Source organism: Mangrovibacillus sp. Mu-81 (assembly GCF_036867415.1).
Classification (GTDB): domain Bacteria; phylum Bacillota; class Bacilli; order Bacillales; family Bacillaceae_B; genus Rossellomorea.
This window is the reverse complement of record NZ_JBAJHU010000001.1, coordinates 227123-239573: the sequence shown is the minus strand read 5'-3', so window position 1 is coordinate 239573 and position 12451 is coordinate 227123. Positions and strand designations below refer to the sequence as shown.

The 12451-nt window shown below is 35.3% G+C and carries 17 protein-coding genes; 1 reads left to right on the top strand and 16 read right to left on the bottom strand.

The features are described 5' to 3' along the window. Window positions 1-2 precede the first annotated feature (2 nt). From V6B33_RS01150 to V6B33_RS01115, 8 genes are all read right to left on the bottom strand, one after another. Window positions 3-425, bottom strand: a complete 423-nt coding sequence (locus V6B33_RS01150) for a PH domain-containing protein (RefSeq protein ID WP_334215905.1) — start codon at window positions 423-425, stop codon at window positions 3-5. 150 nt (window positions 426-575) lie between these two features. Then, entirely contained in the window at window positions 576-1394 is an 819-nt protein-coding gene (locus V6B33_RS01145) for an SDR family NAD(P)-dependent oxidoreductase (protein ID WP_334215904.1), read from the bottom strand. 373 nt (window positions 1395-1767) lie between these two features. Continuing rightward, window positions 1768-2286 carry an AAA family ATPase gene (locus V6B33_RS01140; protein WP_334215903.1) on the bottom strand — a complete coding sequence of 173 codons (519 nt, stop codon included), beginning with the start codon at window positions 2284-2286 and terminating at the stop codon, window positions 1768-1770. Window positions 2287-2381: 95 nt separating this feature from the next. Beyond that, a complete protein-coding gene (locus V6B33_RS01135; RefSeq protein WP_334215902.1) occupies window positions 2382-3050 on the bottom strand; it encodes a DNA alkylation repair protein in 669 nt (222 codons plus the stop codon). A gap of 269 nt (window positions 3051-3319) precedes the next feature. Beyond that, a complete protein-coding gene (locus V6B33_RS01130) occupies window positions 3320-3604 on the bottom strand; it encodes a hypothetical protein (RefSeq protein WP_334215901.1) in 285 nt (94 codons plus the stop codon). A 255-nt stretch (window positions 3605-3859) separates the two neighbouring features. Beyond that, window positions 3860-4423 (bottom strand): GNAT family N-acetyltransferase, encoded by a 564-nt coding sequence (locus V6B33_RS01125; RefSeq protein WP_334215900.1) that lies wholly within the window; start codon window positions 4421-4423, stop codon window positions 3860-3862. Between the two features lie 233 nt (window positions 4424-4656). Beyond that, on the bottom strand, window positions 4657-5328 hold the full coding sequence (locus V6B33_RS01120) for a 5'-methylthioadenosine/S-adenosylhomocysteine nucleosidase family protein (RefSeq protein ID WP_334215899.1): 672 nt from the start codon (window positions 5326-5328) through the stop codon (window positions 4657-4659). A gap of 165 nt (window positions 5329-5493) precedes the next feature. After that, complete coding sequence (locus V6B33_RS01115) at window positions 5494-5931, bottom strand: GNAT family N-acetyltransferase (protein ID WP_334215898.1); 438 nt, start codon at window positions 5929-5931, stop codon at window positions 5494-5496. Between the two features lie 217 nt (window positions 5932-6148). Here V6B33_RS01115 and V6B33_RS01110 point away from each other — a divergent pair, with 217 nt between their 5' ends. Next, complete coding sequence (locus V6B33_RS01110; RefSeq protein WP_334216399.1) at window positions 6149-6634, top strand: SRPBCC family protein; 486 nt, start codon at window positions 6149-6151, stop codon at window positions 6632-6634. 197 nt (window positions 6635-6831) lie between these two features. On the opposite strand, the gene V6B33_RS01105 is transcribed toward V6B33_RS01110, so the two are convergent. The 8 genes from V6B33_RS01105 to V6B33_RS01070 all read right to left on the bottom strand — a co-directional run bounded on the left by V6B33_RS01105 (window position 6832) and on the right by V6B33_RS01070 (window position 12447). Next, window positions 6832-7059 (bottom strand): hypothetical protein, encoded by a 228-nt coding sequence (locus tag V6B33_RS01105; RefSeq protein WP_334215897.1) that lies wholly within the window; start codon window positions 7057-7059, stop codon window positions 6832-6834. A 120-nt stretch (window positions 7060-7179) separates the two neighbouring features. Beyond that, window positions 7180-8118: a phosphotransferase family protein gene (locus tag V6B33_RS01100; protein WP_334215896.1), complete on the bottom strand. Its 939-nt coding sequence runs from the start codon at window positions 8116-8118 to the stop codon at window positions 7180-7182. A gap of 244 nt (window positions 8119-8362) precedes the next feature. After that, complete coding sequence (locus V6B33_RS01095; RefSeq protein WP_334215895.1) at window positions 8363-8995, bottom strand: type 1 glutamine amidotransferase family protein; 633 nt, start codon at window positions 8993-8995, stop codon at window positions 8363-8365. Between the two features lie 74 nt (window positions 8996-9069). Beyond that, window positions 9070-10032, bottom strand: coding sequence for a helix-turn-helix transcriptional regulator (locus tag V6B33_RS01090; protein WP_334215894.1), 963 nt, complete (start codon window positions 10030-10032; stop codon window positions 9070-9072). Window positions 10033-10153: 121 nt separating this feature from the next. Further along, on the bottom strand, window positions 10154-10582 hold the full coding sequence (locus V6B33_RS01085; RefSeq protein WP_334215893.1) for a hypothetical protein: 429 nt from the start codon (window positions 10580-10582) through the stop codon (window positions 10154-10156). Between the two features lie 89 nt (window positions 10583-10671). Beyond that, window positions 10672-11094 (bottom strand): hypothetical protein, encoded by a 423-nt coding sequence (locus tag V6B33_RS01080; protein WP_334215892.1) that lies wholly within the window; start codon window positions 11092-11094, stop codon window positions 10672-10674. A 143-nt stretch (window positions 11095-11237) separates the two neighbouring features. After that, window positions 11238-11723, bottom strand: coding sequence for a hypothetical protein (locus V6B33_RS01075; RefSeq protein ID WP_334215891.1), 486 nt, complete (start codon window positions 11721-11723; stop codon window positions 11238-11240). Window positions 11724-11790: 67 nt separating this feature from the next. Beyond that, complete coding sequence (locus tag V6B33_RS01070) at window positions 11791-12447, bottom strand: hypothetical protein (protein ID WP_334215890.1); 657 nt, start codon at window positions 12445-12447, stop codon at window positions 11791-11793. Window positions 12448-12451: the final 4 nt, after the last annotated feature.

The following is a 12451-nucleotide window of genomic DNA, read 5'->3' as shown; positions in this document are numbered from 1 at the left end:
TCTTAATTAATTTCGATATTCTTACACCGTAAGTAAAGAATTTTTATGAACTCATCTCTATCAATGGGAGAAATGAGCACGGAATTATAGTAACCGTACACAACCTCAAGCCTTTTCAGTGACAATGCAGGACTTGATAATGGGTTTGTTGTTTTATTTACAGATTTTATCGTGTCTAACGGAATATTCTTTTTAAAAGGACCAAACTTAATGATTAAGTTGTTCTCGTCTATAAAATAAAAGGTGGTTAACCACATCCATAAAATAAATATTGGCAGAATAACGCTAAGAGTAAACGTAATTATAAAATCAAGGATATTTGGTGTTTTTTCTATAAGTGCATAAAGACCACTTCCAATAGCAAAGATCATAGTTATCCAAACGATACTGGATAACCACCAATCTTTACGTGACTTAAATTTCAATAAGTTCACCCCCAAGAAATTCGGAAACTCCTAACGAAAAACAAATCATTAAAGTTTCGGATTGCTACGTTAACCTGCCCAATGAATGTAGACAAAGCAAGAGACTAAACGAATGATCTTCAGCTTTTCCCCGATAGTAAAGGAAGCAGGTTATCCTTCAAACGGCAAAGGTTGAGATCCGTCAACATCTGTAAATCCATATTTCTTTGCTAGATCAGCCACCATAACGGCTACACCGGAAATCTCAGATACCTCGGTATCTGATGCCAGAGCCGCCACAGCACGGCCTACATACGCAGTCGTTTCAGTTGCTCCATCCTCTGGTCCAAAACCTGAGTCTTTAACTCTTTCCGTCCTCATCCAACCTGGGCAAACAGCAACCGCTGAAACGTTAAACTCCTTCAATTCCTTAGCCATTCCCATTGTCATGCGATTGATCGCATTCATGGCTAAATCGTAATATAAATTTCCTGAGATTCTATCCTTAATAAAAAAAGTGATGTTTACAATCAAACCTTTACGGTGCTGTGTCATCAGCGGTGCAGCATATCGAGTAGTCAGCAAGTAAGCCTGCGGTCCGGAAACCATCATCGCATCCCAATGCTCCCGTGGCCGCTGCCAAAAAAGCCGTCCCTCTCCTGCTGGCAGGGAACTTTCAGAACCTCCAAAAATACTATTGACCAGAATATCAATCCGACCGTGTTCCCTCTCTATTTGTTCAAACAGGTTTCTCACATCATTGTCGTTTGTGTGATCACAACGTATCGCGATGCCTTTGCCTCCTCGTGAAGTGACACCAGCTGCAGTTTCCTCAATTGTTTCTGGTCGATTATCGGTTGTCGCCCCCTGTACACTCCGACCTGTCACATACACCGTTGCTCCCGCACTGCCCAATTCGAAAGCAATTCCCCTGCCCGCTCCACGTGAGGCACCTGAAACGACAGCAATCTTCCCTTGCAATGGTTTCATTTAAACCCCTCCATATCAAACTCAAAAGCTATCATTACGCTAAAGTTATTCGTACTTAGCCCCCAAATGTACCCACTCAGTTCTCTATTAGTAACTAACTTGCTCATAGACGCTCCCTTAGTTTTGATTTCCACCTCAATAATTACTTACTTTCTTTGTCAATGTTCTCGCCCCATTCAAAACCAGCCTTCCCCATATAATAAAGAACAGATGCGGAGGATATAATCCCAAATAATATTAAAGTAAGTCCCATTAAAACCTCCTAATTAAATTTCTGCATATTCCATAAACCTGCCCAATTCATAAAAAAGACCATAATTAACTGAAAATCAACACAGACGCACCGGTGTATTGGTCTATCGCAACCGTTAGTTTACTGTCGGTGGCTTTTATTCGCTCTGAGGATGATCTCGTCAACGACTTGATCGATCGGTGCGGTGGCATCGATTATAATCCCGTTTTTGGGAATGCCTTCTTTCGTTTGATGCAAGCGCGAAATGATTTCCCGTTCCTCTTGCCTTCCACCCCAGTCAGTTGGGTCAAGTGCCACTCGCTCATCAATCCTCCGGAGACAGGTTTCCAGGTCGACCTCAAGGATAAACACTCCGTCGAAGAGATTGATGAATTTGGGGGAATTCCGCGAACCACCGCAGAAAAATGTTACCGCCTCATCCTGGTTGGCGACCAAAGCTTTTACTTTATCTATGTGCCAAATGTGGTTCGCGTGCGTAGCGCTATCCGTTGGTGTACCAGTTTCCGGATCACCTTGATAAGCTAATTCACGGTCACCATGAATGGCATGGTAGCCGCGTTGCTGCAATTCATTGCAGACCGCAGTTTTGCCTGTGCCGGAGACACCTTCAATCAGATAATTCCTAATACCCATGATCATTAGACCCTCCATTCAATTAGATAAGCACACTATATTGGACAGATGCACGGGGACGGTTCCAGTGCTTCGGAAGCAAGAGAACCGTCCCCACCATACTATTTATTAATTCGTTTGTTCACTTCAATCGCAATGAACTCCGGCAGATAATTGGGGGTACATCCTTTTGATACCTTTTCATCTTTGTAAAGACCCGTTTTCTCGCCAAGTTTAATACAACGTGCTCGATACTTTTCATCATAAACGCCGATCCAGCCTGCGGTGAAATTCATAGCCCATTGAACTTCCGGTTCTTCCTGCGTAATAGTAGCTTCTAATGCAGATAACAAGTATGCTGTGTTATCAGGCGGTGTTTGTCCAGTCCATCTCAATCGCCCTTGATAATACCAGAAAGTTCGCCTTTGAAGAGCTGAAGAACTATTTTCCCATGACTCCATCAATGCAATTTTCTTCTTGTCCTTGGTGAGCTGATTAGCCATTAACCAATCCATTAAGTTATTTCGCTCATCAAAAGTGTGAGTCTGCATATCCTTATCAAGCTTATTTAGCACATCTTGTGAAAGAAGTTTTTTGTCCATAATCAAGATTGCTAACAGTCTTGACAAAAATTCTTCGGTTGACCAAAGTTCTATAGCCAGTTCGTGATCTTTTTTAATGTCCTTCGCGATTTTTCGTAAGTCGCCCAGCTTAGTTTCACTATTGATCTGAGATAGAATGTTTTCTGCTTTTGATGAGCGTTTTATTTCTATACCTTTATTTTCATTCATTTTATACAACTCCTTTTTTAAAGCACTGTTTCATAATATCAAAGACTTAATTTCGTTATAAGTCATATGCAGTGGTGTGCCTCCAAAGTTAATATTGTAGTGTATATTGTATTGAAGCTTTCTCTACCTATCTTTAAAAAAAGCAGCCATCTTTAATATTATAATAACATTTATTTCCTTTTAACAACGAAAAGAGCATTCCTTTTTAAAGAAACGCCCCCGTTAGTTATACATTAGACTTAAGAAATAAATGCTGTGACAATAAGTCATTATTTCTTACTTTTTCGTTCTAAAAATATAGGTGCTATATTTAGTAAGATAGAAACAATTGTCAAAAACCATAATGCCCTTGCCATACCAGGTACTACATCCGATAAAGCCGCCCAATCTTCCACTTTTACCCACCGGGATACATAACTGTAATCTGCACAAAGTGTTAATGCTGTAAATGATAATCCCATCGCCATGGCGAGCTTATATTCCTTTCCTGCTGCATACATATAAAGATTTATAAACGTTGCTGCTATTGCAATAACCCCTAATATTACCCACATATCTTACCTCCATATAATTTTATGACGTGTGATCATACTAATGTGCATCATCTCAATTTTTTCTAAGTGAAATAATTCACATACTCTCCTGATATAGACCCCCTACATATACAGGAGTGCTTCCCTTTAAATGAATATTTCCCAGCATTACCTTAAGTGTCTAATAGAATTTGAGTTTTCTTGATCTAATACATAATCATGAACAAACCCCAATAATTTCTTCATTTATTTAAGCGGAATCATCTTTCACGAAGCTTATTTTATTTTTGAATAAATACAAGTGTCAGTTAGCTTGCTGCCATCTGAGGATAAATCATCATTTCTTAAAGTTCCTTCTAATTCAAAACCCAGTTTTTCTGGAATCGCACGACTTTTATCGTTTGTTGATTCACATCTTATTTCAATCCTTCTAAATTTGAGTTGCTGAAAGCCAAAGTTAGTTAACTCATTTACTGCTTCTGTCATATATCCATTGCCACTAAATTGCGAGTTAACCCAGTATCCAATTTCACATTTGGAAATCTTCCAATTAATTCTGTGAAGGCTGGCAGTTCCTATAAAATCATTGGCATCCTTATGAAAGATAAGGTAGCGAAAGCTTTCTCTTTTCAAAAAATCTATATGGGCGTTTCTCAGGAGAATTTCTGTTTCTTCAACAGTAGGAATTGTCTGGAATAAATTCAACCATTGCTTTAACTCATTAATTGAATCCTTAATAGCTTGGTGTACTACATTCCCGTCACCAGCTTGCTGTGGTGCTCGAAGAATTAATCTGTCTGTTTCTATTTGCAACGGAACATCTGTTAAAATAGGATCCATATCATTTCCCCTCTCTAAAACTTTAAATTAAGACCTAAAAATGAAAATATTAAAGGATTCATTGAAATTGCTATTAATGTAATTCAACAAAAAAGCACATGAATCCTCCGAACCAAAGTAATTAAATAAGCTGCCCTTAACGGCTCAAAGAAAAAGCCGGAGATCAGCTGCCCTCTCCTTAGCTATCGTCCCCGGTAATATAAGTACAATTTTTCTATTTAATTTAAATTTATTTAAATAAATCTCTTTAAATATTCGCCAAATATTTTGTTCATAACTTTGGGGGTGTTTTCTAAATAAATGTTAATTTGTTCAATGTTCGATTCGAATTGATCAGAGTTACTTTCTTCTGTTGGAAAATCAGATATTCCTTTTATAATTATGCACTCCACATCATTCTTCTTACAGATATAAGCAATTGCAGCCGCTTCTGTATCGGCTATAATTATTTTATTTTCTTTAAGTTCTACATAGTCCTTCCACATAACTACTGCTTTATCAGCGGTGCCAATTGTTCCGGTATAAAAATCATTTCCATATTTTGATAGTTCAATATCGACTATGAAGGATTGTTTAATAAAAGGCTCAATTTCTTTTACTGTGCAATCATATTGAACGGCTTTATCGGGTACAAAAATATCCAAATTACTGAACTTATCATCTATTCCTGCACATGTTCCAGCAACGATTACTTTAGTTAAATTAAATTTAGAGATCATATACTGATTCCCGCCAACACCATTTACTTTTCTTACACCGGTACTATAAAAAACGAGCTCAGTATCATTAATTGTTCTCAAGAAATACTCGCCAAAAGGATAACCGAAACGTTCGTTATCTTTTATGCTAAAGTATTCCAATGCCGCTTCATATTCCCACTTCGTCGCTAAACTTATTCCTATCATTGACTTATCACCCTACTTTTTGTATAAAAAACCTTAATATCCATTAACACCGACTTTTTGCAGATCCATAATTATATAGATTTTTTAAGCTAACCTGCCCTTCTTGAACAAAGGGGCGGCTGCTTGTTCAGCAAACGCCCCTGTTTAATGAAATAAAGAAAAAGCTTATATAGGCATACTCATACTAATTGTTCTGGTTTCAAACCCCAGATTTTCATATAGTTTAATTGCTTTATTTCCTTCAAATACACTTAAACGGATTTCTGAATATCCTTCTTGTTTAAGTTGTTCAACGGCTTTGTTAATCAGTTGTTTTGAGATACCTTTTCCTCTATATTCGTCTAAAACAAATAATTCATATATAAATCCAATTGTCTTATTTGAAAACTGGTCTTTACTGCCACCTAAAAGAATCCAACCCAACAACTTATCGTTTTCTGTTGAAATTAAATAATAGCAATTCTTCTTTAAAAGTGGTTCTACCAGTTGTTTTGCTTTTTCAATTGTTGGTTTCACTTCACCTAACGTTCCCTCATATATCGCTTGTGGTGATAGTTCCAATATCATTTCAATTTCTAATTCACTTGGTTTTCTTATATTCATTAAATTAACCTCCAAAACTTCTATCTATTATTTATGTATTTGAAGTTTTTCAACTATACTGCCCAATAATTGAATAAAGCAATTGCCGTGGTTAATGACTGGACTTCAGTTATCCTCCTTTTAATATCAATACCTTCTTATAATTATTTACTAATGTTTCTAATATTGCTACTATTTAAAATGAAATAATTTACAGAAGGGGAGGATTCTTTTGAGTATGAGAAATGATAAGACTATTATTAGTGAGGTTACAATTAATACACCATTAAATTTAGTTTGGTATGCCTGGACAATCTCTGAAAGAGTTGCTGAATGGTTTGCACCTGAAGCGGTAGTAGAAGCTAAGGAAGGCGGTGCATACGAGCTATATTTTATACCTGGAAATAAAACTTGTATGAATACTAGGGGTTGTAAACTCACTAAACTTATCAAGGAAAAAGAGCTACATTTTACATGGAAAGGCCCAGATCAGTTCGAGTCATTAATGAACAATGAAAATGAACTAACAACTGTCAATGTGAGTTTAGAGTCACTCAATGAAAATTCCACCAAGGTAATTGTTGAACATAGTGGATTCAAAGATAATAATGATTGGATTGAAGCAATTAAGTGGCACCAGATGGCTTGGTCAGGAGTCCTTGATAGTTTAAAATCTACTTTAGAAAAGGGCGAAGGAAATCTATGTTGTCAGCCAGTTAAGTAAACTTCAACTATACCAAGATGTCTACTGTACCACGTTTTTTGTTTTGTGTTCTTTACTTGGGAAACTCTTGTTCAATTATCCTGCTCCAATAATTGAAAATGGGCAATAGCCGTTTTAATTAGCTGATCTTCGGTTATTACCCCCTTTTCTTGAACAAGGAAGTGGTGACAACTTTGTACAAGAAACGCTCCTATAAATTATTTTACTTTCTTGGAATTATAGAAGAACCAAAGGCTTAAAAGCAAAAATAAAATGAAAAACCAATTGCCAAAGAGAGACGTTGAACCTGGTTGAGCTGAGAACATTTCATCACTAACATTTACACCAACAAACACAATGGCATTCGTTAATCGCTCTAAAGTATAAATGACTCCACTGGTAAGAATACTTAGCCATCCTAACAACATATAAGTTTGAGAATTCATTAAAATACCCCTTTTCTTAAAAAACTCTTTAATATTAGACGAAATCCTCATTATCTAAGTTTCGACTAATCCATTAAACTGCTCCGATACTTGAACAAAAGGAAGGCCGCTTGACCCTCTTTAACGGAATAATCCTAGTTCTTCATTTGTTACCCTTTGAATTTCTCCGATTTTGAATTCTATTATTTCTTTGACTTCTTCTTCAGATGTATATTGTTGAAAATACTTTTCAATCTCCCAAGCTAGCATCATAGTGGTATGGTCTATATAAAAGTAATTAAAATCTCGTTGATAATCTTCTGAGGGGATGTTGAGATTATGGTTGTTTAAAACATCTTGATATGACTCTTTTACAAATTGAATCAACCGTGTGTCATATAAATCTTGACACAATATTGTTATGTCTCTTAAAGGGGAACCCAAAGCTGCCCACTCCCAATCAATAAACCATATCTGTCCATCTTTTAAGAATATGTTCTCCAGATGGGGGTCCCCGTGAGTAATTACTCGTGGACACTGTTGCTTAAAATTTATCAAATCTAATTGCTCATAAGCATTGTTGATTATTTTAATCCATTCTGTTTTAGTCCAATGATTCTGTGCACCTAAGCGATTCATTTGGTCAACACACCATCCGTGCCATTCAGATGTAATTTGATGAATCGGTAACCCGTCGGCATTCTCGCTAACACTTAAACTGTGTAGGACAGCTAGCCTATCTAAAATACGCTTTATTAGGTTTTGCTTTTCTAAATCTGATAATATCTTAAAGTCATTTTTTAGTGGTGATTTTAAGTCATCCATAAGAATAGCCTTTGGTGCGGAATCCCACACTGTTACCACTTTATTGAATTGTTTAATAATCTTTGAATACTTTGAATAGAAGTCGAGTTCATTGTTTCTCTCAGTTTCAAACTCTTTATATACAAGATTCACCATTTGATTCTCTTTATCAACAGTTTCAATTCTATAAATTCTTCCTGCGTGAGCCCCATTTATAACCTCTATTTTTAATACCCGCAAGTTTCTCTCGGCCAATCTTTCCTCTAATTGTGTCAATTCACCTTCTCCTTTATTTAAGGTAGTTCTCACTCTTTATTCCATTAACCTGCCCCTTTAACTTAATACCAATTATTTCAAATTCGAGCGGTATACTCAAGATAAATATTCATAATAAAAGAGCTTACCTTATTATGGGGTAGCGTCAGGAAAATGCGGATTATTTACAACGATAAGGAAATTCCAAATTAAAAACCCAACTTCTCTTCAAATCTAAATAGAGAAATTGAGCTTTTCAGTTACTTCATTTATTTATTGAATTCATTAACTGGAAGAAGTATTCAGGTTTATGAGTCTTATTTAGGTTATACCATGAATGTAATGCATCTGGTGTAAATACATCTATTTTTTTCAGTACCTCCATTGCAAATTCCAGAGGAGCTATTCCTGATGCAGTAACTAAATTCGCATCAGATACCGCAGATCCCGACTCATAGAACTTTTCTCCTTTATAGTTAGGACATACCATTTTAGTATATTCTAAGTTATTACTTGTATGCTTTTTAGTATCTAAGTATCCCTTATTCGCGAGGCCCTCAGTTGCACCACAAATTGCAGCAACAATAGTGCCGAGCTTTAAAGCTTGTCCAATTCTTTCCAAGATAGGTTGATGAATTTCTTCACTCCAAGTAGTCCCTCCTGGTAAAATTAAAAGATCTTCACTCTCAAGAGTACATTCATCAACGGAAATATCTGGTTTTATGCTCAGTCCTCCCATAGTAGTAATCATTTCTTTATTAGCTCCTACTGTAATTATTTTTAAAGGTGCTAAATCTTTTTTGAAATATCTTCCTGAGTTTAGTTCAGCAATTAAATATCCATATTCCCAGTCCGACATTGTATTAAATACATATAGATAAGCTTTTTTTGTTTGCATCCAATAACACTCCAATCACATTTGATATAGCTATTATAATAGAACTTCCCTGACAGTTAACGTCAGGGAAGTTATCATACTTGATGAAATTTTATTAATTCCGACAGAACTTCAATAAGTCTTTTCTTAAGACTTATTGGCTCAATAACTTTAATAGATTTATTGTACGGTAAAAGTAAATAAGGTACATATGTATGTATCATATCTTTTTCAAGAAGAAAAACTGCTTGATTTGAAGTCCGTTCTTGTAAATAATGTCCTAAAAACCAATGTTGGCAAATATCAGCCAATACACTTTTGTCCCCATTAATAACCAAAGAAATAATCCCTTCCTTATCTTCTATAGTTGGAAGAAGGCTTTTTATAAAAAAGTCACGTGCTGAAAAATTTTCTGGCCGGTTAAACTTATTTTCGGTTAGCATTAGACTTTCAATTCGATCTACTCTAAAACTACGGATTTCATTTCTAAGATGACAAAATCCAATCACATACCACTTATTATTCCAATAGATAATTCTGTACGGATCGACTAATCTATCATTTAATTTCTTTTCGCTACTTTTATGGTAAAGAATTTTTACTGAGCACCCGTCAGCTACGGCCTGCTCCAACTCCTTCAAAAAAGGTTCCATAGAGAGTGACCTTAATCGACTTATTACTTCAAGACTGGTTAAATGTTGATTTATCTTTGTTCCCTGCTCTTTATTTGAGTATTTACTTAGTTTTGAAATGGCCCTATTTAGTGCTTCACCTCCATAATATCCGGCTTCTTCTGCAAAAACAGCAGCGTGAAATAATGAAGTTTGCTCCTCAAAATCAAAAAAAAGAGGAGCCTCAATAAAATTGTTCAATAAAGTGTACCCACCGTTATGTCCTGGTTCTGAAATTATAGGTACGCCACTTGTTGAAAGTGTATCAATATAACGATACACAGTCCTTATATTCATCTCTAATTTATCTGAAATTTGTTTTGCAGTAATTTTTTCACCTGAACGAAGCATCCATAGAATTGCTAACATATTGTCAATTTTAGGCATATAATTCCACCTCTATATCCCTCTATATATATAATTAATAACCATCTTACAATACCAATTACTTCAAATATTATAATATTGAGCAATCTCCCAATAAATGCACTCGTTTGTTTTATAAGGATTATTCTTCACATTGGTTTTCAAAATGTCTACCCTCATCAGGAGAATTTCCTTCTGTTGTTGACCAAGCATTTTGGAAAATATTCTCTTCATCTACTACTGAATAAGTATAAAGCCAACCTTTTTCATTTTTAAATTCAACTATGAGGTGATAAGGGTTATACTGTCTTCCTTCTTGTTGACTAATCTCCCATTCTTGTTGAGGGAATTTTACTTCTAAGTATTCATTAAGTTGTTCGGTTTTTTTCGAAACTTGATAGTCAATCCAATAAGGACGAACAGCAAAAAATATAAGTAATAGTGCAGTTAATGAAATTGAAACAATTAAACAAAGTTTCCTTATATTACTTGGTGTTAACAAGGAAATAACAAAAATAACAATTACAAAAATGACCGAAAAAGTTATTTCTGTTGCTGTTATTGGATCCAATATAAAATCCTCCTTTATTCCATTAACCTGCCCTTTACTTGAACAAAGTCTGCTTGTTCTGCAAACGCCCCCGTTAGTTGAATAGTTATTTATTTCGCTTTAACAATAAAGCTTGTATACGGTTCATCATCAACAAATATATCAATCTTCCAAAGGCCTTCTTTATCAAGTGCGAATTTTGCTCCGCTTTGCTTGTTATCAATCTGCCATTCATAAAGTTCCACAATGTCGTCTGAATTTTGATGAGTCGCAGTCATCTTATATCTCTTTCCATTAAAATCTTCTATACTCTCCAAGAAGTAGACGTTGTATTGTCTTCCTTTATTTACTGGAAATTCTGGTTCATCGCTTTCTCCGTTCACTTTGTTCATCCCGAACTTTTCTTCTGTTCCGTGTAAGGTCATATTATCATAAGTAAATGTAGGGCTTAAACTCCAGTTTGAACTATCGTTGTCTGCACATCCTGTTAATAATATTCCAGTCAAAATCATTAACCAGATTATATTCCTCAATGACATCTCTCCCCATCACTTAAATATTTATAAAAGTGTATTAGCTTTTGGGTTTATTCAACAATCCTGCTCCTTTAATTGAAGATCGCGCTGGATATCAATTAGCTGATCTTCCGTTATTGCTCCCGTCAATGGGATAAAATTCACTCAATATACTCAATTATCTTTGCTGGAACTTTTTCAAATATATAAAGTTCAGGGTTATTAAAAGGTTTATTTTTCAAAAACTCATCAACAGTTCTCATACTTCCCCAAAATTGTTTGATGAGATCCTCTTTTGAAGGTAATCCCTGAACAAAGCGTCCCTTGCCACCATCATATCTATCTCCGACATAAGCGAATAAATCACTTGCTATATCCAGGTTAAAGACCAAAATCTTATCACTAAAGATATGAAATCGATAGTATGGCTTTTCATACGCTTCCAATTCTGCTTTAAAAGCAACCTTTAAATCAATCCATTTTGGTAAATTTGCTGGTCTGAATCGTTCTGTTAATTCCGGAAAAAAATCACCGCTATTTGAATACCATTTGGTTGCTGTCTTATGATCTAACCCTTCATTTAAAACCCTTTGAGGACTTATATTTTCTCCATCATTATTATGAACGACCATATGATATAGATACAATTGAGTGCCTCCTTTACCGAAAAATCTGCTCATATAATTTTCAATCCAATAACGGAATAATAAACAGTTATCCATAAACCTCAATGGCGATAACTCGATTATCATTTTCATTTACCATAAGAATTATTTGCTTTGCAAAGGTACTAAGCGATTGTAAAGTCACTGACTCTCTCAAGGAATCTTCTAGGAACCAGCCTGAAGGCATAAGGAAGAGTGATCCATTACTTTCAAAGAATGAAGACCTAAGGAATTCACTAATTTCATCCGTTCCCTCAAGTGCTTTTTGATTAATCTTTTCTTTATTCACTAGATAATACTTTAACTTTCTAGGGTATGGTGAAATATCATATTCCATACTTCTATATAAATCGGGTACAATGGGGTGAATATTAGATGAAACTGAATTGGTTAACAATTTTCGAGATTCTTCTTTCAAAAATCTCACATTAATCTCAATCAATTTCCCATCAATGAAGACCTGCCTAACTTCAGAGTAATGAGGCACTATCTCATTATGAATTATGTTTAAAGCTTTACTATTTGGAGTAGGAAATGATGATAAGAAATCTTGATTGAAAATAACGTTTACTGAAGCAAATAGTTGAAATATTGGGCTCATTTTATCTAAAGACGTATTCGATTGAAAACTTTGTATTCGTAACTCCCCGGATTCTTCCTTATAAGGATGGATGGGCTCTTCTATTTCTCTAATCCATTCATACACAGCA